The organism is Pedobacter sp. AW31-3R (assembly GCF_052180285.1).
GTDB lineage: Bacteria > Bacteroidota > Bacteroidia > Sphingobacteriales > Sphingobacteriaceae > Pedobacter.
Genome location: NZ_CP197475.1, coordinates 5,464,941 through 5,490,843 on the forward strand (window position 1 = coordinate 5,464,941; position 25,903 = coordinate 5,490,843).

A 25,903-nucleotide genomic window follows, 5' to 3' on the forward strand; every position below is an offset into this window, starting at 1 on the left:
CTTGAAAACAGCAGAAAAAAATGATAGGACGGTAGAAAAAATTATGGAAATAAGGATCAGGTATTCATATTATTCACCATATCCACTAAATCCTTCATGACAATAGGCTTCACATAAAACCTTGATACTTCTTTATAACTGGCGGCCTTCACATGGTCGGCCTGGCTAATCGAAGAGCTGACGATATAAACAGTAATCTTTTTTTGAATATCAAAGCGTGTAAATTCATCCAGGAACTGCCATCCATCCATTACAGGCATATTCAGGTCCAGCAAAATCACATCCGGTAAATCCTCAGGGGATTCGAGGACAGGCTCGAGATACTTCAAGGCCTCCATCCCATTATGAAACACCAGCAGGGACATGGAAAATCCAACCAGCTTCATCTGCTTGGACAAGATATAAGTGAACATCTTATCATCATCTATAATACAGGCAATATCGGGCTTATTCATTCAGCGTACTGTTTAATATGATCCTAAATAATGTCCCGCTTCCGGGTTCGCTTTCTGCTGTAATTTTTCCACCCATGGCTGCGATCTGGTTTTTAACCAGGAACAACCCCATGCCTCTTGCATCTTCATTGCCATGAAAAGTTTTATACATGCCAAAAAGTTTATGGCCGTGCAGCTTCAGGTTAATTCCAACCCCATTATCCTGCACTTCCAGAACAGTGGTTTCATCCACATTGTACGCCCTGATTTGAATTTCAAGCTGACGTGAGGGTTCACGGTATTTGATACAATTCGTCAACAGGTTAAGCAGGATACTCTCCATATAAGCCTGGTGGTAGGGAATGGCCATATCCGGATCCACATCTACCTCCACCCTTGCCTTTATCTGACTAATGGATGGGGAGAGTACTTTTAAGATCTTCTCTATCTCCTCACGAAGAAACAGGTTCTTTTTATTTTCTATGTTCCTGCTTTGGATATCCACCACCTCATTCAAATGTGAAAGTGTTTGCTGAAGGTTATTGGCATTGGTCACCAGCATCTGCAGCATTTTATTCTTCTCCTCTGCATCCTCTTCGGTAATCACCATATCCAGCAGCATTTGAATATTACCGGTATGGGAACGAAGGTTATGTGATACAATATGTGCAAAATTCAACAGCCGTTCATTCTGGCTACTGATCACCTCCATGCTTCTTTTACGTTCCTGTTCAATGCTCTTTCTTTCATGAATATCTGCAAAAGTACCCAGCATAAAAAGCGGGACACCCGGAGCAGCCCATTCAATGATTTTACCTCTGATTTCAATCCACAGCCATGTTCCGTTGCGGTGGCGCATACGGCATTCTGTACTGTAAAATTTGCTTTCCTGGCGGAGGTACTGCTGCAGGTGCAATGAATTTTCCTCCCGGTCTGCCGGATGGATCAGGTTTAGGCAAGCCTCCATGGTATCCGGTGGTTCTTCATACCCCAACAGTGTCGCTGTTTTCTCATTGCAGACCACTTTATCGCTCCTGATATTCCATTCCCAGGTACCGACACCGGTACTTTTGATAATATTATCCAGCCGCTGCCGCTCCAGAATCAGGTCTTCCATATATTTCTTGCGGTCGGTGATATTCTTGATCTGTGAAATGAAATACAAGGGATCGCCCAGATGGTTCCTCACCAGCGTAACACTCAGCACCCCCCAGATCACCTGGCCATTTTTATGAAAATATCTCTTTTCTACCGTATAGGAATTGATTTCATTTCGCAGCAGCTGATTCATATAACTGAGATCAGGTTCCAGATCATCGGGATGTGTAAAATCAAGGAAAGTTTTGTTCATAAACTCTTCCTCCTCATAGCCCAGCATACTCCTCAAACTATTATTTACACGGATCCAGTGTCCTGAATAAGACACCAGCGCGATGCCGATTGGGGCATAGTCAAACGCCTGCCTGAACCTTTCCTCCTTCTCTTCGAGTGCATTGATCATGTTTACACTACTCGTAATATCTTCCAGTGTACCGTAAAGGAGGACACATTTCTCGTCCTTCCTGGTGGAATGTATCCTAGACTTCACCCATTTCACCGTTCCCTTTGCTGTTTTGATCAGGAATTCCCCGATCTGGTTTTCTCCAGTCTGGCTGGCTTTTTCAATCAGGTTCTTCACCCCTTCCTTATCCAGGAAAAAATCGAGTGTTTGATTTAAGGTAAAAGTATCATGGGACTCCACTTCATAGATCTGCCTGATCACTGCATTCCAATATACAGCACCAGTCAGTAGATTCCTTTCCCAGATGCCGAGTTGAGCGAGGGGAGTTACCTTTTCATATAATTCGAGCTTCGTTTGCATGGTGCGTGTGGGAACTTAAAACAAATTATAGATAATTTCTCAATATTTTGACACAATATCAAAATATTTATTTCAAGCCAATTTGCTGTCTTTATGACCAATGCAGGGGATAAGCTCTGCAATAGCGGGTCAAAATTTATACCAGAACCTTCCTGCGGAAACAGATTAATACTTAATGTTATAATTCTTGATCTGCATTTTGATTTTACCGGTTTTTGTTTCCATGCTGCGCATTTTTTTTCGGTCGATGGTCGTCCCCTTACCCATAAAATTGAGCGGTATTTTAAGTCGCTCGATTGCAAAAGTAGCCTCAACATAAGCTGGCAGGATATCTTTTAACAAGGCATAGTTCATCAACAAGGTATAAGAACCTTCTTTACGGGTATTGATTTCAGACTGGACTATACGCACGGCCTGGGTATCCATATAAAGTGTAGCCAGTGCAAGGTCTGACTGATTGGTTGTTGGGATAATATTAATCACTTTCAAAGTTCTGCCATTACGTTTTTCCAGACCACGGTCGACCGTAATAAAGGGATATTTAAAGATCTCCGACAGGGAAAAATCAAGGCCGCGTTTGGGCAGCATCACAAAATCTGTAGAGCTAAACTCCATCCGCTTTCCTGTAGCATAGGAAATTTTGGCTGTTTTAGTCGGCATTTTGATAAAAGGAACATCAAGATCCAGGACCAGTGAGGCAGAAAATTGTTTCACAGAATCCATGCGTTTTTTGATACGGAGGAGATCTGCATCAATTTGTTGGGCATAGACAAACTGGCTGGCAAATACAAGAAATACAAATAGGGGCTTAATCATCCGATGTCTTTTTTATGAAATACAAATGTTCCCGCAGCGGCAAATGCGAGGGTATAAAGTAAGAGTATAGCGTTATTGATCAAAATTTGCGTCCAGTCAGGCTCATAATAAAACAGTTGCTGCCAGGTATCAATGAGTTTAGGGAAAAAGAAGTTATTCAGTGCAGGAACAACAAAATCTACTTTCAGCAAAAGGGTAGTGATAATCAGGAACAGTGCTGCAGCGATCCAGGTTTTGGCTGCCTCCTTGATAAAAATAGCCAGGGTTAGGCTCACTACACAGTAGAACACCATAGACACAGCCCCTGAAGCGAATGCCCAGCAGATGCGGTGAAAGGCATCCTCAGCTTCAAAAAAGTTAAGCGTATTCAGGTAAACCACCAAATCGCCACTTCCAAAGATGGAATAGGCCAAAACAAAGGTCGTCAGCATCATAAAGCCAATCACCAGGATGGTAAAAAACACCGCGATCATATATTTGGCTGCTATAAACTTCCATTTCTTAACGGCCTGCAGCATGACGGTTTGCATGGTTCCATCCTTATACTCGTCGGTCACAATGCCCGAGGTCACGATCATCAGGATCAGTGGCACATTAAACCACAAGGAATTGAGCACAATATACATGATCAGGTTTCCATTCAGCAGACTGCCTTCAAAATAAAAAGACTGTTTGAGGTTATCCAGTAACAGGTCCAGGATGGTACTGCCCTGGAAATAAGCAGTGATCAGGATCAGGGTCTCTATGACCAGGATTGCGCCTAATGCGTAATAGGTTTTACTTTGTTTTACAAGCTTCAAAAGTTCAGCCGACAGCAATAATCTCATTAAATAGCCTTTTTAATTAATTGTTCTAAGGTTAACACCGGGGTACAGGCGGTTACTTCAATCCCTTCTTTCAACAATTCGTTGAGCAGGGAGGGGATGGCTTTGGCCGTACAGGACACCCTGGCATCATTCGTCCCCCACTCCACCTGATAATGCTGTAAGGTGGAGGAAGCCGCAATATTAGCTGCTGTGATGCTAAAGCTGGTGATGTGCTGGTTGATCAGGTCATTGGTAATGCCGGCATTCACGATTTCCCCTTTTTCAATGACATAGAGATAATGGCAACACTTGCTGATTTCTCCCATCATGTGTGAGGAAAGCAGGATTGCAATATTTTCTTCGGCAGCCAGCTTCTGTATAAGGAGGATTAAGGAAGCCACCCCAATGGGATCGAGTCCGGAGAAAGGTTCATCCAGCACCAGGCATTCCGGATCATTGATCAGGGCAATGGCTATTCCGAGCCGCTGTTTCATCCCCAGCGAGAAGTTCCTTACCGGATCTTTACGGTCCAGCGGCAAGCCCACTTTCAGTAAGGTCTGCTCAATGGACAAGCGATCTGTTGGTGCTCCCTGTATACCTGCGAAGATTTTGATGTTGTCATAGGCATTCAGAAAGTTATACAGCCCCGGCCGCTCAATGATGCCCCCTACCGGTTTAGAACGTTTAGAGTTGATGGTCACCTGTCCTGCGTCTGGATGGATGAGTCCGCATAAAATTTTGAACAGTGTAGTCTTACCGGCACCATTTCTTCCCAGCAGACCACAAATCTGCCCGGGGGGAATGTGGATGGTGACATTGTTTAGTGCTTTTCCAGAAGAATAGCTTTTACTTAAATTGTTACCTGCAAGCATTATTCAGCTATTTTATAATTGATACCACGGTCCCTGAAGTTGAACCTGGGTTTATAGTATTTTTCCAAAAAGGTACGGGAAACAAAAGATTTCCTGAAGAGGAACAAGGGATCTTCGATCATGAAGCGCGGTATAAAATGATACCACCTAATCCCTATCCTATGGTAGTAACTATTGACTTCCTTTTCCATTCCCAGCTCTTTCGCCGCCACCATAAATGCGGTACGCTGACATTTTGATCCCATATAGGGATTGGCAATTTTAGGGCTGAAACCGTGGCTATACAAATTATCCTTTATCCTTTTATAGTTCTGAAACCTTGACCAGGCGTCCATGATCACCAGGAAAATATGGCTAAAGGCGAACAAGACACAGCCCAGCCAGAATAAGATAAAGATCCATGAACCCTCGAAATAAGCCAGTTGAAGCCTGGTCCAGTAGAACCATGATTCAAGTACAAACAGGAACACAGAGAGGTGCAGCAAAACACCCACATTCCAGTAAGATACGGTTATGCTGGGCTGTTTAGGTAATCTGTGAAAATCGACACTGTTTCGGTCACTGATCAGATGGCGTTTCTGCGGCATTAAATTCGTTGAATATTGGGTTGTTACACTAAAACTGCCCTTAAGATACACAATCTGTCGCAAAAATGTTTTCGGAAAATTAAAATGAGGCTTTTGAACAATGAGCTGATGAAGCCCGCAATAGTGGCATGGTGATACCAGGGTTACTTTGTATGGATGTGTACTACTCAGCTTTACAAGAGGTGATGTGCGAAGTGGTGATATCAGGCTTCATTTATGAATGATTGGCAGTGCACAGGCATGTGAAACGTTATATAAAAAGTGTTGGCGTTAAAGTTACTTTTTTATTGATTATCAGTAGTGTAGGTATACATATTTCCTGGTAACCTTTACTTTCCGTATCATCCTTTCTTGGTAAAAATTGCTCAGGAGACCTGTGAAACAATGGAAAACTCCGCCACAATTGGGGGAAAATTGAGATATGTTTTCTCCGACATCGGGCATCCCTGTTATCTGATAAAAATATCATGGATATTAAAAAAAACGATTTTTAATGCTAAAAACATCAATAATAAACTTTTTTAACACCTAAGATCTATTTAACCTCAAAATGGCCTGGATATTGAATAATATATTTTACATATAATACACAACCAAATGAAATTTCTTAAATTATTTTTCCCTATTCTTCTCTTGATAGTTAGCTGTAAAAAAGATAAGAACCTGCCGGTGGATGAAGAAGTTAATAATAAAAGTGCTTATATCGTTGTCAATTGTGTAAACTGCAAAATTGATTACGGGATGCCTGATCAGTATCAGGGATTCAGTAATGCAAATGGAGATTCTCCTAAATTTGCATTCAACTACAAAGCTGGATATACGTTAAGTATGCACCTCAGTTCCTTAGTTGAACAACAGAAATTAACTGTCAAAGTGTATAATAAAAATGAAAAGCTGGTTTACGAGGGTTCAAACATACAGCCAGTAACGGACTATTGGGATGTTAAAATATTACTACCTGCTGAGTAAAGGTATTTTATTGATCATCATTGACCAGCTGACCATGTAACTCTCCGCTATTCAGGTAACATTTATGGTTAAAGCTTCCAGGCGATGCCTTTTTCGGCAGACGAGTAGTTAACTATTAGTTTACCCAATCAACGCGTTCCTTCATTACCATTCTTATGATGCTGTTCACCTTTAAAATTATGTTTAATGCAGGTTTTGAGGGATCCAGAAACAGCCGATGAACATCCTAAAATATCCAGGCTAAATTAAGCGACTATAAGCAATTTATTTTTGAGATGAACTAACAGTTCATTTCCACGAAAATAAGACCTGAGATTGGCTTTAAAGTGCAGGATACGAAGATTTATCTTTTCATATTGTACCTTACAGTTACCAAGGGATGGTAATTGTAAGGTACGTATTCGTCATGTCCTCGGTGAAGGTGCCTTTTAACTAAGCATTGGATAACCGCTACCTCCGACCAAAACAAGCTAGTAAAAAAAATACGCTCGTAGCTGGCACTTAACCGAGACCTGAATGCTACCTTGCCCGAGGACGTATCGAATCGTTCCCGAATACGTACCCTTTCTGCAGAGGCCAATTATCTTGCTCTTTCACAGCATTGTCCATAGCCATTTTAGCTGAAAAAAAGTGTGTTTATTTAATTTTAAATTAATAAAAAAAATAATCTTTACCCCTCCTCAATCTTATGTGATTACAATACTTCACCTTTTAAATAGTGGATAAATATGAGATATGAATGCTGCCTCTTTGAGCGCGGAACCCTGTGCGTTATTTCACTTTTAATAATGCTGGTAACGGGGGACCAATACGCTACTAAATATTATATTTTCAAAATGCCATTGCCGTTATTACATTTACAATCATGAGGAATACAATCAGCTATCCATTTAAGGTTTGGATGACAAGCGTGCTTATTGCGCCTTTGCTTATGCTTTCTCTTTCTACTCAGCCTGATTTAGTACAGTATATTTTCTCTAGTGGATTTCTACAATTTTATATCATAGTGGTACTCATAGGTGGTTTTGTGTCAATTCCAGCATTTCTCTTTCTTAAACTTTGTTATTCATGGATGAGGCGACTCTCATTATCCCCTTTAATAATTAGGATGCTACTTGTACCAATATGTTTGCTCTGTTGTATTGTAGCATTTATTCTCTTCTCTTTACCAGATCTCAGTAAGATTTGGCATTACAATAATGTATTGCTAATGGGCAGTTATGCTTTGCCATTGGTTTTTGCTATCGTATTTTACAATACAAATGCACTCCATGAAGTATAATAAATTATACCCGGTAAAAGTGTGGTTAACAGGCCTGTCGATAACAAGTCTGCTTATGTCCTTGGCTCCTCATGCGACTGAAATAAAAGGAACCATGAAAATGACGCTGAACGATTTCTCGCCCTTCTTCATTTTGCTGTTTTGCAATGCGTTACTTTTGCTTCCAGCTTTCATTATCTTTTATATCTCATTCTTACTTTTGCAGAGGCGGTCTTTCGATAATTCAAAAGCTAAGTCGATATTAATTGCAGTAACATGCATTTCCATAATAGGCTATTTTTTAGTTATTGGCAGTTCTTCTGGAGAAATGTTAAGCATAGAGACTATGTTAATGACGTTAGGGTATCTCCTACCTACCATATCTTGCGCTGCTTATTACAAAATTAGATATGATGACAGTAGTTTAGGCTAATTATACCAGTTAGATTGAATCTAGTGTAATAAATGCGTAGACATGCTGGATATGTATTGTCCTTTTTGATTTTCCTCTTTTCTAAAAAGACTTTAATAGTAACTATAATTTGTTTGTTATGGTCAGATGTGGGATAATTTTCACACGGTTCTCTCATGGTTGCAGTGTAAAAAACAGTGTGAGTTTTTAAAGTGGGGAATAAGCTAAATATTGATTTGTGATTATTTATTTAAAAATCATTTACTTAATGCCTAAAAACCACTTATTTTAACATAAAATTTGGAAGAGTGGAAGTTTTAATTACTTTTGCACCCCACGGGGGATTAGCTCATTTGGCTAGAGCGCTTGCCTGGCAGGCAAGAGGTGACCGGTTCGAATCCGGTATTCTCCACGTTGATTAAAGCCTTTCAGTTAGTTCTGGAAGGCTTTTTTGGTTTTTACCTTTTTTAATACTTACATATTACTAAATCCTAGCAAACACCACCCTCCAGAAGAATACAGTGCCGTATGCGGATAGAACTAGAATAACAGCCTCTAACGAAGCTTCCGATATCATCTTGTATTTTTTAACTTTCAACTATACATCTCTAAAAATTGTTTATATTAGTATTCAGTTATCTCAAGAGCCATGACCATCATCAAAGAACTATCTATCAGCATGAAAAATCTTCTCGAGACATTTTTCGGTTCAGATACCGATGTAATGAGCAACCGCGTCAAAGAAATTATGGCCAATCCGGAGGATAAAAAGAATTATTTGGAAGCATTGGGCAAACTCCGTAAACTTGAAGACGCAGGTGAACATGGCACTGAAAAGGTCAAATTAAGTAACGATCAGGAATTAGAATTAACCACATAATGAAGTGGATACAAGTGTTACCCTATTCAGTTTTGCATATATCGTTATCCTGATTGTTCCTGGAATCATTTTCAAACGTTTCTTTTTTCAGGGGGCATTTTCAGGACAATTTAACACTGGTATTTTTGCAGATCGCATCATTACAAGCCTATTCTGGGGAATTCTGGTTCAAATTATCAGTATACTGACCTTCAGCCGAATCATTAATGTGAGTTATCTGGATTGGAGAATAATGCTCCAAACTTTATATAGAAATGTTGTGGAGAATAAACTTCCCAATGCCACGCCAGATCAATTACTTTACGTGTTATTTTATGCTATTTATTCGGTGGTACTTGCAGCAGTCCTTGGTTTCTTTTTGTTCAAGGTGATTAGGATGCTTGGTCTTGATTTAAAATTTCCTGCCTTCAGGTTTCTCAATCAATGGCATTATTATTTCAAAGGGGAGATCCTACGCACACCGGAATTTAAGATGACAGGCCGGGGAAGAGTTTTATCAACGGAAGTAGACCTCATGCTCAGAGATAATGACGGCAAATCAAATCTCTTTTCAGGACTACTCACGCAATATACCTTAAATGCCAAAAATGAATTGGATACCCTTTACCTGACAGGTGCCAGTAGGTTTTCACAATCTCAGGATGGAATGAAACATATCCCAGGCGATATTTTCATTATCCCCTTTTCAACAGTGCAGAATATGAACATCCGTTACAACTTCGAGGTAAGACAAAATACGGAGGTTTTAAAATACGTAGCTCTTTCCTTTTTAGGTTTGGTGCTCATTGTTACCTTTATTTTTCCATGGTTAATTGAACTTGATGCCTGGCGGAAAATCTTCGGAGCCGTGACACTTTTTTTTTCATGGCTCCATTTTTCCATACTAATGATGTCTTTTTTTCCTGCTAACAATGGTACTCAACCGTTGTCTAAACGTGCCAGGATTGTAACTTCCATATTGCTGATCGGCTTTATTGTTGCCTCCTTATTCGTCTTCAACCAAATTTAGACAGTGGAATAATATTCCAGATTAACATCACGAAAAGAAAGGAAAATGGTGAAGAAATAGCCAATGCCGCATTTACCATCCAATTTGATTTCCATATTGAGAATCTCTACAATAATCAGCCTTCATCTCCAAAAATCAAGTACTTTTTCCGATTAAACATTGATGTTATAAATGGTAGGTTACTTTGAATAGAATACCTAAAATTGAATTACTTAAATGGTAAATGAGACATAATAATTTTAACATTTAGAAGCTGATCCTCTATAAAATAATTAAATGCTGAAGCCCATTCATCTGCACGTTCTACTTTTGGACCAAGGGTAATTTGTTCAAGCAAAGGTGTTATTTCACATAATTCAACATATACTCTTGGTGGGCTTAAGTTCATATCAAATTTCTTTTTCATTATAGTACTTGGCACCACCAGACGGACTTCATGTTCATATTGATATTCACCGCTTTTGAAAAAATAAGCAATATTTGTTAGGATTTGATAAATTAAATCCTGCTGAGGTTGATTCAAAGAAATGACCATCTCTTTTAGCATATTCATGCTATCATTTAATCTCGATTCATTCTTTGATCCATTATCGCCTGGAATGACAAACTTATCATTAATTAAATAAGCTATCCGATAAAAAGCAGGTTCTTGTCCCAATTCTCTAGGATAGATCTTTTCGTTGTTTAAGGCAATAATTACATCTTCAATACTCTCAATAAATTTTTCCCGGTTAATAGTAAGTGCACAACCTTTTGCTTCAGATAAGGCTTCTTTGCCATACATTCTCCACAACGTTAAATCATTATGCTTCTTTTCTTCAACAAAACTTCCGACAAATGGTTTTTCAACAAATGATGTATAAACAGTATTATTATCTTTATTTTTTGAATTGTTAAAGTTTAAAAAGGAAAATAATTCACGTCCCTCTGAGGTATCGTTCAAAAATGCCCCTTCAGATAATCGAAATGGACTTTTTTGCAAAATCATTGCTTTAGTGGCAGTTAAACTTGTATAATGTGTTACGCATAAGTCTTCGAATAGTAAAAGTGATTTTATTTCATTAATTACACTGTCAATCTCATCATACCACTTGTATTGTATTTTTAAATCTACTTCTTTTAGTTCTGTGAGTGAATAAAGATAAACCCTGTCATTAGGATTATTATTTATAGCGATGAATTCCTCTAAGTCTTTCTTTGTATTCTCATGATCCCGAATTTCTTTAAATGCTTTAGCTCTATTAAAGTAGGTGTTTGCAGATGACGGATTAATATCTAAGGCAGTTGAATATTTTTCAATTGCCTCAGGATATTTTTTTTGTTGAGCGAGAGTATTACCATGATTGTTATACGCGGCACTAAACTTCTTATCCAGATGTGTTGCATGGATAAATTCATTTATAGCTAAATCATATTGCTTTTGGCTAGCAAATACAAGTCCTTTATTATTGTAAAGTATACTTATTTTCGGATCCAATTTGATGGCCATATCAATGTCTTCCAAAGCTTTGATGTAATCCTTCAATCTTCGAAAACATAATGATCTGTTATTATAGCTTAGAATATGGTTTGGCTCTAATTCAATTGCTTTATTAAAATCTCTTATTGCATTTGGAATTTCGTTAGTATCTAAATATGAATTTCCTCTGGCATAATATGCCTTATACAAATTAGTATCCAAATCAATGGCAGCATTAGCGTAATACTTAGTAAGACCACTTTGACCCAATTTATCATGAGAGAGAGCCCTGAAAGCGAATAAATTTGCGTTCTTACAACCAATCAAGATACTCTCCGGCAAGATTTTAATTATATCTTTGAATTTTTTCTTCTTATAAAGATTATCGACTTCCTTTTCAAGACTCTCAGTTGACTGTAACATATCTTACTTTTTATCAGCTATTTAGCATAAAGATAAAGTTTATATTGAAAATATATAGTTCACCTGAATTAAATATTGACCACAAAAAACAACCTGTAGTTGTACCACTTTAGTCAAAAAATGCAGGCGCTTTCTGACATTAAATAAGGTGAAGAAGTGGAACAATAAATATTTGTGCCAAAAATCTAATGATGATATGGGGAAACAGAATGAATTAGTGGCCAAGAGTTAGTCAAACAAACTGCATTGAACGAGGCTAAAGATCCGGCAATTCAGAGAAGCTGACCAGAGGGATAATTTTAGGCTCATCATTAAATTCAAAGTAATCATAGCAGTCCTTCCCGGAATCTCTACCTTCCAAGTATATCCCCCCAAAGTGTAGTGGTATTGTAATTTAACACATCTATCACCCATTAAAACCAATAATTCATGCTCAGCAGCATTCGGATGCCGATCTGAAATGAGCATATCAGCATTTGAAAAACTGATTTTCACAGTCAAATCCTAAAACACACTGAACTTTAAAGTTATCAAAAGAGATTTTTTATATAAAAATAAAATATCAATCCATATTTAAACAACAATACCACTACAATACAGAAAAGTGCTATCATGATAATATCATATATTAACATGCTAAAAAGCACTAGTAAAAAGTGTGATTGATTGTAGAGTTTTGTGTTAGGCGGAATAGGCTAACCAAAATATAAACCGACAAATTATTCCCGGACATAATTTGTTTAACAACTAATATATAACCATATAAATATGTAAAACATATTATTCTCTTGAAGAGATTTACGGCGTTTAGCGAACCCCCATTTGGTGTGGACGCTCAGGTGAACATGTATTCATGAAAACTGATTCATTTGTTTGATTTGCGAATTCAGGGAATACTGAGCGCCAGATCAAGGAAATAACAGATTATCCAGGCCACATACTTCTTAACAGGGAAACTAATATTTACGAATCTGTATAAATACAACTTAAAATAGCTTCATCAGGCCATCTCATCAACAGGAGATAAACCACCGATCAGCGTTGTTTAAGCGCTCCGCTGAACATAATTAGTACCAAAATAAACCAAATATATTAAATTTATGAACTTAAAACTTTTACGCGAATTTTCCTGGGTTTTGTTACTCATGATAATTACCAGTACAACTATGTTCGCACAACAGCGGCAAATTACTGGTAAGGTTGTAGATAAGAAAGATGGGATGCCAATACCCGGGGTAACGATTGGCATACGGGGGAAAACCAATAATGTAAGCACGAATCAGAAAGGTGAATTCGCATTGCTTGCAGACCCCGCTACAGATGCCCTGGTTTTCTCTTTCCTGGGATATGTGAGGCAGATCATTCCCCTGGCTGGCAAAAACAACCTAACCGTGAGCTTAGCAGAAGACAGTCAATCATTAGACGAAAATGCTGTTGTCGTTGTAGGTTATGGCACAAAAAAACGCAGTGAGGTATTGGGATCAATTGCTACGATCACCGGTGCCGACATACAAGATGTACCAGCGCCCAATTTAGCCGGCGCATTGAGAAACAGGGTTGCCGGCGTAGGGGTAAGCCAGTCCTCTGGTCGCCCGGGTTCTCCCATTACCCTAAACATCAGGAATTCCACAGTTTCAGAATCGGTTCCCGGTGGTACTTCAGAACCACTGTATGTGGTGGATGGTATTACGGTTACCAGAGATGCATTTGATAATATTGATGCCTCGATGGTGGAGAATTTAACATTCCTAAAGGATGCTTCAGCTTCCATCTATGGAGCTTCAGGTGCAAAAGGTGTTGTTTTGGTGACCACGAAGAAAGGTAAAAGTGGCAGAACGAGTATTACCTACAATGGTTATTTAGGTATTTCGGATGCGGCAAAAGAGCCGGAAATGTTATCTGCTTATGACCATGCCGTGCTTTTAAATGATACCTACCGTACACAGAGTGCGCCTTTGTCAAATCTATTCTTGCCGGAAGATCTGGAGTACATCAAAACATTGAACTACAAAAGTTGGTACGATGAGGTGTGGCAACCCTCAACCATGCAAAGACATAATGTTGGTTTTTCCGGAGGCAGTGAAAGAATAACTTTCTTCGCGGGTGGTAATTATCAAAGCGAAAATGCCAACTATGCCGGAATGAAATTTGACAAATATGGGTTCAGAAGTGGCGTAACTGCTTCCTTCGCAAATGGTCTGAAAGCTGACATCAACTTCAACGTAGACTATAATACAAGGGAACAGCACCATAATGCACAAGATAATGATTCCCAATTCTTCGAGCGGATCGTGAGTATCCCAAGGTGGGTTCCCATCAGCATCAACGGCAATTACCTAAACTACAATAACCTGATTAACCCAAAAGCTGTAGCAGAGTCGGGTTATTATAACAACAGCAGCAACAAAGGTTACCGTATAAATGCAAGTTTGACTTATGAACCTTCCTTCTTGAAGGGATTTACAGCTAAATTCCAGATTTCCCAGGCAAGCGGCTCATCGAAATCTACACAGTACATCCCGCCATATAAACTTTATAATTACGTGAGAAGAGGAAATAATCAGGAATTATTTACCGATCAGCTGGTCAACACTTCTGCAACTTCTTCTTACTTTGAACCAACCAGTGCAACAAATGCAACGATTACTCCTGGTGTATCTGAAAACAATAGCTACCAGGGCTTTATTACCTTACAATATAACAGAACATTTGCAAAACATTCAGTTGGTTTATTATTGGGTGCGGAACAGAGTGAAGGAAATTCACAAAATTCAACAGTGCGGTATAGCAATCAATTGATTCCAAATATTGACCAATATTGGGCTTTTGATGCGACCACCCTGACCCGTCAAAACTTTTCCAGGACTGCCGTTTCAAAACGTTCGTTCTTCGGACGTTTCGACTATGATTTTAATAAGAAATACCTGTTAGAGGTGATCACCCGTATAGATGCCTCATCTAACTTCGCGACAGGGAACCGTTGGGGAGTTTCGCCCAATGCCGGTATTGGCTGGGTAGTGAGTCAGGAGGACTTCTTTAAAAAATCCAAACTAACCAGCTTTATCAATTTTATGAAATTAAAATTGAATGTCGGCATCACTGGTGATGACAGGGTTGACCAGCGCCTGTGGCAGGATAGGTTCCTGATCGACGTAAACAATGGTTACCTCTATGGAAACTCCAATCAAAACAGCTTAAACCGTTCCCGGTTGGCTAACCCCGATATCACCTGGGAAAAGAAAAGGACAATCAACCTTGGTTTGGAAACATCGATGTTCAACAATAAGTTAGACTTTGGTGTAGAGGTCTTCAAAAATTACAATTATGATGCATTTGATTTAGGCGGAAATAATTTATTTCCCCTGTATTTCGGTACCGCCGCACCAATCATCAATTACAGGGAGACCTATAACTGGGGATCTGAGTTTAGCCTTGGCTATAAGGCAAAGCTTGCGACGAACCTGAACCTTAGTGCCAGCATGAACTTTGGTTATGGCAATTCTGTTGTCGATAAAATACTTTATGCTCCGGGTAACCTGATCAACAATGTAGCCCAGGATTGGCAAATCCAGTTTGGGACTGATCCGCGCAGGTATTCTTCAAGCAATATTGGCTTAAAAACAATTGGGATGTTCAGAACTCAGGCCCAGGTAGATGCCTGGATGGCCAAGTACCCGAATTACAGATTGTATGACAGAATCCCGCAGCCTGGATGGCTATATTTCGAAGATACCAATAACGATGGTGTCATCAGTGATAGTGACATGCAGCCCATGTATAATAACACAAATTCTTTTTTCTCTTCAGGTATTTCATTGAACCTGACTTACAAGAATCTTGCGCTAAGTACGAATATCAATGCACGGTTTGGTGGCAAGGTATTTTACGATAGCAGGGCTAGAATTGCTCCTTCTGCCACCAGGAACATTTTAACCATCTGGCAAGACCGCTGGACACCTGAAAATCCAATGGAGGGCAAACTGCCCCGTTTTGATGATCCTGCCCTGGCAAAAAACTCTGATTTTTGGGCTGTCGATGGAACAATGGTCCGCATCAATACCATGACTTTGAGCTACAAGGTGCCTGGCACATTTGCCAGAAAACTGGGAATTGAAGGCGGCCGTCTTCTGCTTACCGGAAATAACCTGTGGACAATCATCAACCCACTTCCTTATAAGGATCCATACACCTCAAGTGCATACGACTATCCGATGTTAAGAACGATTTCTTTGGGATTAAGTGTTAACCTGTAATTTTTGAGCAATGATTAAGCAATTAAAAAACTATATAAAAAAGTCTGTACTGATTTTAACACTGTCGGCAGCTTTGCCAGCATGTATAAACAAGGATGAATTTTTCCTTCTACCCGATACTGAAGGTATCGATGCCGCCATATGGGATAACGAAGGTTCTGTTCAACTGCATTTAAACAGGGTGTATGATGTGGTCATGGCTCCTTTTCCATTGCAGGTACTTCCAGACCGGTATGGAGTTCACTATGCCAGCGATGAGAATTATTTACCGGATAATGATGCCAATGCCAAAGCGGCACTCGGACTACAGGGAATACTTGGCGATAATGATGTAAGGTTCGCGGGCAACAAATATGGTGGTAATCCCGGTGAAAATAAGTACTGGGACATTGCCAGGTGCAATGATGCCATTGGAAATATCCCGAAAGGGACATTGGCACCTGCAATACAAAAGGTATTGTTGGGACAGTATCATGCATTAAGGGCCATCACTTATTTTGAATTGGTTAAGGTGTATGGCGGCGTTCCGCTACCGCTGGAGCCGCAACTGGAGAGTTCGGTTTATATGGGTGGCAGAAAAAGTGCCAGGGAGTGTTTCGAAGCCATCTTAAGCGACTTGAATAATGCAATGACCATGCTTGAAGGCTTTAACCCAGATGATGGAAGTGGCAGAGGCAAAATTACCAAATTGATTGCTGCATGTATCAAAGCAAAGGTATTGTTGTATATGGCCAGCCCCCAATTTAACCCTAAAAATGATCCAAAACATCCCTATGTACAGGAGAAATGGAATGATGCACTTCAGGCAAATAAGGAAGCTTATGATTTATGTATTGCAGCTGGAAAGAAGCTGATGCCAAACTATAGCGATATTTTCCGTACTGAAGGAACAGCCAATACAGAAGCTATTCTGGTGAGAACATATTCAAGTACCTTAAACGCCAGGGGCCACGATGGGGAGTACCGCAGCAGACCGACTTCCGAAGGGGGATCCAACAATTTATTCTACGTGCCCACTACAAAAATGCTGGATGCTTATCCAATGAAGGATGGGAAACCAATTGGAACATCTGCAGAATATACCTATGATGCAACGATGTTTTGGCAAAATAGGGATCCAAGGTTTGAAGCCACATTTGCCTACAATGGGAGTGTATATCCTTTAAGCGGTAATGCGACAAGAAAACAATGGACATACAATACCGCAATCAATGAATCCAATGGTAATGCGGTATATGTGCGCCGCTTTACTACCCCCGGACTAGCAACAGGTGCCGTAAAGTATTCAAATGGTATTGGAGGAAGCGGAATGGATTGGATTGAAATGAGGTTTGCAGAGGTGATGCTGAATTATGCAGACTGCCTGAACGAAACAGGGAATATCTCCTTAGCAAAAGATTTGGTCAGACAAATTAAAGTGAGAGCAGGAGTAGTACCAGGGGATGCTGATTATGGCCTGGCCCTGGCGGGTGGTACTGCGGCACTGAGCACTTTAATTCTTAACGAAAGGCAAATTGAGTTTGCCTTTGAGAATAAACGTAATGCCGATTTAAGAAGATCCCGGACCATGCATTTGTTGTCTGGAAACATGTCCAAACTGGAAATTCAGTTATCCGCTAAAGAGGATAAAGACATTTTGGAAGTTATGAGAAATGGTGTGATGTTCAGGGAATCCTTAAACATCAATGATAAGGCTGTATATAACAGATACTTTAGGACTGTAACGGTGACCAATACCACTTATCTGCCATACAACGTTCCGGAATTCCATTATTTCTATACCTTCCATAACGATTTTGTGAATTTCGGAGCCAATATCGTTCCAACAGTTGGTTGGTCTGGCGGCAGCTTTGATCCACTTGATTAAACGGAAGAACAATCAACCCTAATTATCTGATTTAAAGATTATAAAATGAAGACCAAGAAGATGAAAGAGTTATTCCTTATCGCCATAGGTGTAGTGCTATTCAGCGCCTGCAAAAAGGAATCTGAAAATATATTTACCATGTTTACCGATCTAACCGTAACCTACAACAATAGCGATCCCCGTTGTATTACCGATTATAAAGTGGTAAACGAGAAAGAGGAGGTATGGATTGATTTTACAATTAATTCAGCTTCGGAAGATATGTATTCTTATACTGTAGAAAAGTCGGCAGGCACGCAAACCCCTTCGCGTACAGTATATACGATTACCGATCCTACACAGCGCAGGAGTTTTTCAAACATCATAAAACTGGTGATGGATCGTGATGGAAAAACGACCTACCGCATCTATGCCTTAAATCAAAAGGGGGTGTTTATTGGCGATGGAAAGAAAAGCGTAACGATTGAAGTGAATCCAAGTTATATGATTTATGCCAATAGGGATATTTATCTGCCCGATTCGGTGGCAAAGATATTACCAAGCTTCTTCTCCCTGAACGATGCTTCAGTTTTCAGTTATTCAGACGGGGCATCCAATTCCGCTAAAATAGATTTTGGTATTTACAGGAAGCTGGCCTCAAACTCCACCCCTGCCGTGGTATCCTATGTGGTTAATCTTTATTCACCTAGTGTAGCCGTTAGCCCGCTTACCGTTTATGACATCAGCACCTGGACACCGAAAAGAACAACGCAATTCAGTGCGCCGGTTACCGGACAGGCTACTGCATTTCTTACAGGTGCAATATCCGGATCAAAAATCGAAGAACTGGCGAAAGCACGTACCATTAAGCTCAATGAAACTGCTGCAACTTTGGCTGCAAATGGTCTGGCAGCTGGTAATGCCGTGTTCTTCCTTACCCCGGAAGGTAAATATGGGATGTTATATATCAATGCTTCTACTTCGGATTATCAAAAAAGACCTTATATCAATGTAAGTGTGAAAGTGCAGCGATAATAAGATTTCCATGGCAGTTGAACTGCTCAAACTCAAGAAAGCCTTTCAGTTAGTCCTGAGAGGCTTTTTTGATAGAGAAATGAGATAGTTCCCATCTACAATTCAAGGTTTCCAGAAGACCGGTTTTACCGGGGCTAAGCGTTTGGATGGATTAGTCACCCCAAACTCATTATCTATCAATCTGATTACAAAAAGGATTTCTGTGTATTGAAACATCGTTGCAAAAAAGATTTATGCGTATATTTGCAGGAAGCACATGATGAATATCTTAAGAAATAAATTATTAAAACACCTGTTTGGCCTGACACTCATTAGTATCATGGCACTCAAAGTATGTGTGTTTTCAATTTCTAATTTTTCATCATCAAGAGACCCGCTCGCAGTAGAAAAAAGTGCGGCTGAAAGTAAGGAAGCAAAGGAAGAAGCAATTGAGAAAACTGATAAAAAGCTACTCACCTGCCAGTTTTCCTGTATTGACCATGGCCATTTCCTCTGGACTAGCCATTTGCCGGTCAGCATCTATTCTTACAAAATGAAAATCGGCAATCATCCCTTAATTACCGTTCCTACGCCCCCCCCTAACCATCTTGTTTAGATAATTGTGTACTCCGTACGTTTATTCGTATACCCAGTATAATCCGGTGCAATATGCAAAGCTATTTTTTACATATTCATCCTGGTTGACTGAATGCATGACCCCACAATGGTTGTCTTTGTAAAGTGATACACCTTTATTCCCTGCCGTATGCATCCATATGCTTACGATTTCCGAGTTAATTTAATTACAAATCTTATCACAAGAATGAAGAAACACCATGCAGCCGGCACTCCCACGCCTTGGCAAAGATTAATACAGCTACTTTATTACGAGCGTTCTACCATCAATTATATTTATATCTATGCAATGCTGATCGGGTTGATCGGACTGTCACTACCCCTGGGTACCAGTGCAGTTTTCAACCTGTTATCTAACGGAGCCATGTACAGCTCCACCTATATCCTTATTGCTGTAATCCTGTTTGGTATTGTGACGGGCGGACTCCTCCTTGTCGGACAGCTGACTTTAGTGGAAGTCATTGAGCAAAAAATATTCACTAAAGCAGCGCTAGAGTTTGCTTTCCGACTGCCACGGATAAAAAAACAGGCCCTGGAAGGGGAAAATCCATCGGAATTGATTAACCGCTTTTTCGATATCCTGACCATACAGAAAGGGCTCACCAAATTGCTAGTTGATGTGGTGGCAGCAGTGGTGCAGATTTTCTTTAGCGTTATCCTGCTGTCTTTCTATCATCCGGTATTTATGGCCTTTGGGATTTTTGTCATCATCGTTATTGTGGGGATTCTTGCCCTTTATTATAAAAGAGGGGTACAGACCAGCATTGAAGAGTCTGAGTATAAATACGAAGTTGTGGCCTACCTGGAAGAGGTAGCCGCCGACCTGGAACCTTACCGCCAGGATGCGGCCAAGCGTCAGGAAATTATCACCCGTACCGATGAAATTACCGCGAATTATATCCAGGCACGTAATGATCACTTTACTATTCTCAAAAGGTTTTTTCTGAGTGCAGTAGCCATGCGTACCATCCTGATGGGCTCCCTGTTATTAATGGGCTCTTATTTTGTCGTGGAACGCCAGATGACCTTCGGACAATTTGTTGCTGCAGAGGTGATTATTGTACAAATCAGTTATGCCATAGAGAAACTGATGACGAATTTAAATACTGTATTTGACATGGTAACCGGCAGTGAAAAACTTGCTGTAGTGACCGATCTTGAACTGGAAGAAGGAGATTTGAAACATGGGTAAGACGAGTAAAAATTTAACCCAGCTCAAAAACTGGGAACAGCTATCGGTTCATGCCAACAAAAGAATCATGAAAGCAAAAGGAGCCAAATTATTAGGGCGGATTATGCTGATTTTGCTTTTATTTTTTGTGATCTTATTGTTACTTCCCTTCCGGCAGACCATACCCGGTCGTGGTACCGTAACGGCACTAAGACCAGAAGACCGGCCTCAAACCGTACAGAATCAAATTGGTGGACGTATAGAATACTGGGCTGTACGGGAAGGTGAAGAAGTGAAAAAGGGAGATACCATCCTGGTGATATCGGAAACTACCCAATCCTATTTTGACCCGGAGCTTCCTCAGCGATTAACAGAACAACTGGAAGCCAAACGCGGCAGTGAGACTGCCGCATTGCAGAAAATTGACGCGACAAACGCTCAAATCAAAGCCATGGGTAACGGGCTCCGTTATCAGCTGAGTGCAGCCGAAAATAAAGTGAAACAGGCACAAAACTATGTGCGGATAGATAGCGCCGAACTGCTGGCCGTGCAGAAATATTTCGAAACGACCAAAGTACGTTTGGAACGTTATGAGGCAGGTTATAAAAACGGTCTGTTTTCCCTTACTGATATTGAAACCCGCAGACTAAAACTGCAGGAAGATAATGCAAAAGTGATAGGGATGCAGAATAAACTGAGCAACTCTGCCCAGAATTTGCTGAATTCCACTATTGAACTGGATAATATCAGGGCAAAATACCAGGAATCACTGGCCAAAGCACAGTCGGATATGAGCTCCGCCATATCAAGCAGGGTGACTGCACAGGGTGATATCTCCAAGCTGAGAAATGATATTTCCAATATCAGCATCAGACGTGGTTTATATGTTGTGAGGGCGCCCCAGGATGGATATGTGGTGAAAACACTTAAAGCCGGTATAGGTGAAAATATCAAGGAGGGGGAATCTGTAGCAACACTACAGCCGCTTTCTCCTATGGTGGCCGCTGAGCTGTATGTAAGTGCAATGGATGTGCCCCTGATCCTGGATACCAGTGATGTTCGCCTTCAGTTTGAAGGCTGGCCATCGGTACAGTTTTCGGGCTGGCCATCAGTCGCCGTAGGTACCTTCGCAGGAAAAGTGGCGGCAATAGACCGGGTGAGCAGTGTTGGTGGTAAATACCGTTTGCTGATCAGCCAGACAAGTCCGGTACCAACCAAGGATGAACCATGGCCACATCAGCTGCGACAAGGATCTGGCGTGTATGGCCGCGTGATTCTGAGGTCAGTTCCCCTGTGGTATGAAATCTGGCGCCAGCTGAATGGCTTCCCGCCAAGTCTCGACAAGGAGCCCGCTGATGAGATTAAAGATAAAAAAGGTTAATGACGGAGGTAATCAGATGACGAGATATTTCAGGAGGTTTCCTGCAGCAGCAATACTCGTGTTATTGCTGCTTACAACAACAAAAAGTAGGGCCCAGATAACAAGCGATACCGCTAAAGTGTTTACGCTGGAAGATTTACAGGGATTGGTGTTCAGGTACCATCCTATCGTAAAACAGGCAGCACTGCTCAGCGAATCGGCAAGAGCAAATGTATTGCAGTCACTGGGATATTTCGACCCGGCACTAAAAGCCGGCTTCGGACGCAAGCTGTTTGGCGATACAGAGTATTATAACAATTGGAACAGTGAACTTAAGATCCCCCTGTGGCTTGCCGGGGCCGACCTGAAGGTGGGTTACGACCGTAGTGTAGGGACGTATACCAACCCCCAGACCAGGACATCACCGGAAGGCTTGTCAGGTGTAGGACTGAGCATTGCACTGGGGCAGGGATTGATTATTGATGCCCGGCGCAGTACCCTAAGGCAGTCTAAAATAATGGTGCAGTATGCAGAAGCAGAGCAGTTAAAACAAATTAACAGTGCCTGGTATGCAGTGGTGAAGGATTACTGGAACTGGTATTATGCCTACAGGCAGTTCAGCCTGGTCAATGAAGGTGTTGATCTGGCGGAGCGCAGATTTAAAGCTTTAAGCAGGCAGACAGAAATCGGGGATAAACCCGGTATCGATTCTGTTGAAGCCTATATTACGGTGCAGGAACGCCTTATTCAGAAAGAAAAGACCAGTATAGAATTGCAGAACGCACGACTGGTGTTGTCCAATCACCTCTGGAGCGAACAGGGTACTCCACTGGAGCTGCCCCAGGATGCGGTACCGGAGAATATCAATGAGAACATCACCCGGTTGAACCAATCAGTTTTGGATACCCTGATCGGGCAGGCAGCCAATGAACATCCAGAACTGCTGAAGTTACGCAGCAAGGGCGGACAGCTGGCTATAGAACGGAGTTACCGGCAGGAGATGCTGAAGCCTAAGCTTAATGTAAGCGGAACACTGATCTCCAACCGCACAAGTTTCAGGGGAAATGTACCCGATTATTATGATTTCAACTGGAGCAATTATAAATTGGGGATTGAATTTGCCTTTCCCTTGTTTTTGCGCGCTGAACGGGGAAAACTGAGGGAAGTCAAAATTAAGCAGCGTGAACTGGATTATGACCTTCAGCAATCGGGACGTGAAATCAGGAATAATATCCTGGCATCCTACAATGACTTGTCCGCATATGCTTCACAACTGGCTGTACAGGTGCAGAGTATAGGTAATCAGCAGATTTTACTGAAGGGGGAAACCCAGAAGTTTGACCTGGGGGAAAGTACCCTCTTTCTGATCAATAGCCGTGAAACAAAACTGATTGACATGAAGATCAAACGCGAAAGTATGATTTCCGGATACCAGAAAACCCTGGCGGAATTGTATTATAAAGCAGGAACCCGACAGTTCGTTGCACAGGATTAATATTTTTTAAGTTTAAAATCTCAATTCTTAATATCCCCCCTTAAAAAACGAGGCCTGATCATACATGATCGGCCTCGTTTTTTATGTTCTTACCCATACAGAATCTGGAGGATTTTCAGCTATTTGAATATTCGTGGCAGTTTTTTATTGATGATCCCTTTATTAACAGATTAAACCAGATCTGCTCTTCTGGAATAATGATAATCATTGATCAGTGATAAAGAAGTTAAAAATCTATTTCCTAGAATTTACACCTTGTTTTTATCAGAAAGATGAACTGACCGGATAATTTAATTCACAGCAGATATGATAGTTACCATTTTCCTTCGGAGGATGTTCTGAAAATAGGATAGAAAGTACTAAATTGCGCAAAATTAGCAGGGAATACCTGTTTTCTTTGTCTCCATGGGATCATGGAAATAGTAACCGGGGGGATACCAGAGTGGCCAAATGGGACAGACTGTAACTCTGTTGTCGCAAGACTTCGAAGGTTCGAATCCTTCTCCCCCCACGTTTTTCAACAAAAAAACCACTGATCTCTCAGTGGTTTTTTTGTTGAACGCTTTTTTTGTTTAAAGCGGAAATTTTATACCTGAGGTTTTGCCTTTGAAAATATCTTCTTGCCCAGGCTCACTATAGCCACCACAACGATCCCTACAATCAAACCAAGTGCAAATTCTTTGACAATTGATGGTAAGGCCGGATAAAGATGATGCAGAAATTCAATGTTATGTACGAATATACCTCCCGAAACTAAAATCAGGGCAATGGTACCAACTACAGCCAATATTTTGATGACTACGGGAAGAGCCTTCACCAATACATTCCCCAATACCGTTAAAAAACCTTTATGATTAGAATGTTTGATCAGCTTATACCCGGCATCATCCATTCTGACGATCAATGCAACGATACCATAAACACCTATAGTCGCCAGTAAGGCGACAACTGAGACGGTAAGAATCTGTATGCCTAAAGGTCTCTCTAAAACAGTTCCCAAGGCAATAATGACAATCTCCACAGATAGAATGAAATCTGTTGTTACCGCCGATTTAACCTTCGCTTTTTCAGCATCACTGTTATCTTCTTCCCTTTGTTCAATTACCTCCTGCCCAGTTTTTGCCGGGTGGAAAAAGTACTCAACGATCTTCTCCATACCTTCATAAGCCAGATAAGCTCCCCCAAGTAACAGGATGAAGGTGATGGCTGCAGGAAAAAACACGTTCAGCAATAAGGCGATGGGGACAATAATGATCTTATTGATCAAAGAACCTTTTGTAATTGCCCATAATACCGGCAACTCCCGCGAAGAAAGAAAACCTGTTGCCTTCTCCGCATTAACAGCCAGGTCGTCACCCAATATCCCCGCCGTTTTACGTGTGGCTATTTTACTTGCTACTGCGACATCATCCATTAAAGCAGCTATATCGTCCAAAATCGCAAAAAACCCTGATGCCATATTCTATTTTATTTGTAAGCCCTAAAATTATGAATTAAATCTGGTTTCTATTTGCGTTGCGTGCTATAATCAGGCAGATAAAGAAGCTATTCTTTAATCATTGGTACCCATAGCATGAATATTTCTATAAAGGTTAAAATGGCATGAGAAACTTATATCCAGGAAACCATAATCGGCAGGAAGAACAGACAACGGGTTGCTTTACTGCATGTATAAAGTAAACTCTTTGCAGCAGGCTCATAAATACATCATTTATTAAGACTACAGCAGGATACCAGACTTATTATTCCTATATTTTCAGACTCAATTATCACAATTTATCACAGCAAAAACCATTACTTTATACACATGAAAAGAATCATCCTGTTATTCGCCCTGCTCCTTTTTTCCTCCCAGCTCTCTTTTGCCCAAACGGACTCCGGTTCCTACAAACTTACGCTGGAAGAGATGCTGCAGGTATCAGGTGCTGAAGAATCATTTAAAGCATCTATAGATCAGATGATCGCCATGTATAAACAGCAAAAACCAGAGGTACCGGCTGAATTATGGGAATTATTCGGCAATGAATTTAAAAAAGATGTATCCAAAGACCTGATGGCAATGCTTTTGCCGATCTACCAAAAGCATCTGACCGAAAATGAGCTGAAAGACATCATTATTTTCTACCGCAGCCCCGCCGGGAAGAAACTTGCCCAAAAAAATCCACTTATTGTACAGGAATCTATGCAGGCCGGACAACAATGGGGAATGAAAATTGGTCAGGAATTTGCAAATAAACTTAAGGAGAAGGGATTTTAATCTTTATATTTACTTTATCCTTCCGAATGCTGAAGGAAACAGCAATTTCAGAGCATACACCAATTTTAAAACCTTGCCTCAT

At 40.6% G+C, this 25,903-nt stretch carries 19 protein-coding genes and 2 tRNA genes; 13 read left to right on the top strand and 8 right to left on the bottom strand.

Annotated features, from left to right (window positions below):
- Positions 1-56: 56 nt before the first annotated feature.
- The 6 genes from ACSBL2_RS22380 to ACSBL2_RS22405 all read right to left on the bottom strand — a co-directional run bounded on the left by ACSBL2_RS22380 (position 57) and on the right by ACSBL2_RS22405 (position 5,376).
- On the bottom strand, positions 57-455 hold the full coding sequence (locus ACSBL2_RS22380) for a response regulator (protein ID WP_442588787.1): 399 nt from the start codon (positions 453-455) through the stop codon (positions 57-59).
- Complete coding sequence (locus tag ACSBL2_RS22385) at positions 448-2,295, bottom strand: PAS domain S-box protein (RefSeq protein WP_442588788.1); 1,848 nt, start codon at positions 2,293-2,295, stop codon at positions 448-450. Before ACSBL2_RS22385 ends, ACSBL2_RS22380 begins: the two co-directional genes overlap by 8 nt.
- Before the next feature lie 165 nt (positions 2,296-2,460).
- Positions 2,461-3,111, bottom strand: a complete 651-nt coding sequence (locus tag ACSBL2_RS22390) for a hypothetical protein (protein WP_442588789.1) — start codon at positions 3,109-3,111, stop codon at positions 2,461-2,463.
- Positions 3,108-3,938 (bottom strand): ABC transporter permease, encoded by an 831-nt coding sequence (locus ACSBL2_RS22395; protein WP_442588790.1) that lies wholly within the window; start codon positions 3,936-3,938, stop codon positions 3,108-3,110. Before ACSBL2_RS22395 ends, ACSBL2_RS22390 begins: the two co-directional genes overlap by 4 nt.
- Entirely contained in the window at positions 3,938-4,789 is an 852-nt protein-coding gene (locus ACSBL2_RS22400) for an ABC transporter ATP-binding protein (RefSeq protein ID WP_442588791.1), read from the bottom strand. Before ACSBL2_RS22400 ends, ACSBL2_RS22395 begins: the two co-directional genes overlap by 1 nt.
- Positions 4,789-5,376: a hypothetical protein gene (locus ACSBL2_RS22405; protein ID WP_442588792.1), complete on the bottom strand. Its 588-nt coding sequence runs from the start codon at positions 5,374-5,376 to the stop codon at positions 4,789-4,791. The genes ACSBL2_RS22400 and ACSBL2_RS22405 overlap by 1 nt, the downstream gene beginning before the upstream one ends.
- Positions 5,377-5,973: 597 nt before the next feature.
- On the opposite strand from ACSBL2_RS22405, the gene ACSBL2_RS22410 reads away from it, so the two are divergent.
- The 4 genes from ACSBL2_RS22410 to ACSBL2_RS22425 all read left to right on the top strand — a co-directional run bounded on the left by ACSBL2_RS22410 (position 5,974) and on the right by ACSBL2_RS22425 (position 9,907).
- Complete coding sequence (locus ACSBL2_RS22410) at positions 5,974-6,345, top strand: hypothetical protein (RefSeq protein ID WP_442588793.1); 372 nt, start codon at positions 5,974-5,976, stop codon at positions 6,343-6,345.
- Between the two features lie 2,011 nt (positions 6,346-8,356).
- Positions 8,357-8,430, top strand: a tRNA-Ala gene (locus tag ACSBL2_RS22415).
- Between the two features lie 237 nt (positions 8,431-8,667).
- The gene (locus ACSBL2_RS22420; protein ID WP_442588794.1) at positions 8,668-8,898 is read left to right on the top strand and encodes a hypothetical protein; all 231 of its coding nucleotides are present in this window, start codon (positions 8,668-8,670) and stop codon (positions 8,896-8,898) included.
- A 4-nt stretch (positions 8,899-8,902) separates the two neighbouring features.
- Positions 8,903-9,907, top strand: a complete 1,005-nt coding sequence (locus ACSBL2_RS22425) for a hypothetical protein (protein WP_442588795.1) — start codon at positions 8,903-8,905, stop codon at positions 9,905-9,907.
- Positions 9,908-10,115: 208 nt separating this feature from the next.
- Here ACSBL2_RS22425 and ACSBL2_RS22430 read toward each other — a convergent pair whose 3' ends face one another.
- On the bottom strand, positions 10,116-11,789 hold the full coding sequence (locus ACSBL2_RS22430) for a tetratricopeptide repeat protein (RefSeq protein WP_442588796.1): 1,674 nt from the start codon (positions 11,787-11,789) through the stop codon (positions 10,116-10,118).
- 1,100 nt (positions 11,790-12,889) lie between these two features.
- Here ACSBL2_RS22430 and ACSBL2_RS22435 point away from each other — a divergent pair.
- From ACSBL2_RS22435 to ACSBL2_RS22470, 8 genes are all read left to right on the top strand, one after another.
- A complete protein-coding gene (locus ACSBL2_RS22435) occupies positions 12,890-16,042 on the top strand; it encodes a SusC/RagA family TonB-linked outer membrane protein (protein WP_442588797.1) in 3,153 nt (1,050 codons plus the stop codon).
- A gap of 10 nt (positions 16,043-16,052) precedes the next feature.
- A complete protein-coding gene (locus ACSBL2_RS22440; RefSeq protein ID WP_442588798.1) occupies positions 16,053-17,909 on the top strand; it encodes a RagB/SusD family nutrient uptake outer membrane protein in 1,857 nt (618 codons plus the stop codon).
- Between the two features lie 45 nt (positions 17,910-17,954).
- Positions 17,955-18,923 (top strand): hypothetical protein, encoded by a 969-nt coding sequence (locus ACSBL2_RS22445; RefSeq protein ID WP_442588799.1) that lies wholly within the window; start codon positions 17,955-17,957, stop codon positions 18,921-18,923.
- Between the two features lie 256 nt (positions 18,924-19,179).
- Complete coding sequence (locus ACSBL2_RS22450) at positions 19,180-19,518, top strand: hypothetical protein (protein WP_442588800.1); 339 nt, start codon at positions 19,180-19,182, stop codon at positions 19,516-19,518.
- A gap of 207 nt (positions 19,519-19,725) precedes the next feature.
- Positions 19,726-20,730, top strand: coding sequence for an ABC transporter transmembrane domain-containing protein (locus ACSBL2_RS22455; protein WP_442588801.1), 1,005 nt, complete (start codon positions 19,726-19,728; stop codon positions 20,728-20,730).
- Positions 20,731-20,797: 67 nt separating this feature from the next.
- Positions 20,798-22,090, top strand: a complete 1,293-nt coding sequence (locus ACSBL2_RS22460) for an HlyD family secretion protein (protein ID WP_442588802.1) — start codon at positions 20,798-20,800, stop codon at positions 22,088-22,090.
- Positions 22,065-23,564 (top strand): TolC family protein, encoded by a 1,500-nt coding sequence (locus ACSBL2_RS22465; RefSeq protein WP_442588803.1) that lies wholly within the window; start codon positions 22,065-22,067, stop codon positions 23,562-23,564. Before ACSBL2_RS22460 ends, ACSBL2_RS22465 begins: the two co-directional genes overlap by 26 nt.
- A gap of 428 nt (positions 23,565-23,992) precedes the next feature.
- A tRNA-Tyr gene (locus ACSBL2_RS22470) sits at positions 23,993-24,075 on the top strand.
- A 75-nt stretch (positions 24,076-24,150) separates the two neighbouring features.
- Here ACSBL2_RS22470 and ACSBL2_RS22475 read toward each other — a convergent pair.
- On the bottom strand, positions 24,151-25,023 hold the full coding sequence (locus tag ACSBL2_RS22475) for a DUF808 domain-containing protein (protein ID WP_442588804.1): 873 nt from the start codon (positions 25,021-25,023) through the stop codon (positions 24,151-24,153).
- Positions 25,024-25,371: 348 nt separating this feature from the next.
- On the opposite strand from ACSBL2_RS22475, the gene ACSBL2_RS22480 reads away from it, so the two are divergent.
- A complete protein-coding gene (locus tag ACSBL2_RS22480) occupies positions 25,372-25,821 on the top strand; it encodes a DUF2059 domain-containing protein (protein WP_442588805.1) in 450 nt (149 codons plus the stop codon).
- The last annotated feature ends 82 nt before the right edge of the window (positions 25,822-25,903 follow it).

Coding starts and splice junctions, on each gene's coding strand:
- ACSBL2_RS22380 (WP_442588787.1), bottom strand. CDS start 455: ATGAATAAGCCCGATATTGCCTGTATTATAGATGATGATAAGATGTTC.
- ACSBL2_RS22385 (WP_442588788.1), bottom strand. CDS start 2,295: ATGCAAACGAAGCTCGAATTATATGAAAAGGTAACTCCCCTCGCTCAA.
- ACSBL2_RS22390 (WP_442588789.1), bottom strand. CDS start 3,111: ATGATTAAGCCCCTATTTGTATTTCTTGTATTTGCCAGCCAGTTTGTC.
- ACSBL2_RS22395 (WP_442588790.1), bottom strand. CDS start 3,938: ATGAGATTATTGCTGTCGGCTGAACTTTTGAAGCTTGTAAAACAAAGT.
- ACSBL2_RS22400 (WP_442588791.1), bottom strand. CDS start 4,789: ATGCTTGCAGGTAACAATTTAAGTAAAAGCTATTCTTCTGGAAAAGCA.
- ACSBL2_RS22405 (WP_442588792.1), bottom strand. CDS start 5,376: ATGCCGCAGAAACGCCATCTGATCAGTGACCGAAACAGTGTCGATTTT.
- ACSBL2_RS22410 (WP_442588793.1), top strand. CDS start 5,974: ATGAAATTTCTTAAATTATTTTTCCCTATTCTTCTCTTGATAGTTAGC.
- ACSBL2_RS22420 (WP_442588794.1), top strand. CDS start 8,668: ATGACCATCATCAAAGAACTATCTATCAGCATGAAAAATCTTCTCGAG.
- ACSBL2_RS22430 (WP_442588796.1), bottom strand. CDS start 11,789: ATGTTACAGTCAACTGAGAGTCTTGAAAAGGAAGTCGATAATCTTTAT.
- ACSBL2_RS22435 (WP_442588797.1), top strand. CDS start 12,890: ATGAACTTAAAACTTTTACGCGAATTTTCCTGGGTTTTGTTACTCATG.
- ACSBL2_RS22440 (WP_442588798.1), top strand. CDS start 16,053: ATGATTAAGCAATTAAAAAACTATATAAAAAAGTCTGTACTGATTTTA.
- ACSBL2_RS22445 (WP_442588799.1), top strand. CDS start 17,955: ATGAAGACCAAGAAGATGAAAGAGTTATTCCTTATCGCCATAGGTGTA.
- ACSBL2_RS22450 (WP_442588800.1), top strand. CDS start 19,180: ATGATGAATATCTTAAGAAATAAATTATTAAAACACCTGTTTGGCCTG.
- ACSBL2_RS22455 (WP_442588801.1), top strand. CDS start 19,726: ATGAAGAAACACCATGCAGCCGGCACTCCCACGCCTTGGCAAAGATTA.
- ACSBL2_RS22460 (WP_442588802.1), top strand. CDS start 20,798: ATGAAAGCAAAAGGAGCCAAATTATTAGGGCGGATTATGCTGATTTTG.
- ACSBL2_RS22465 (WP_442588803.1), top strand. CDS start 22,065: ATGAGATTAAAGATAAAAAAGGTTAATGACGGAGGTAATCAGATGACG.
- ACSBL2_RS22475 (WP_442588804.1), bottom strand. CDS start 25,023: ATGGCATCAGGGTTTTTTGCGATTTTGGACGATATAGCTGCTTTAATG.
- ACSBL2_RS22480 (WP_442588805.1), top strand. CDS start 25,372: ATGAAAAGAATCATCCTGTTATTCGCCCTGCTCCTTTTTTCCTCCCAG.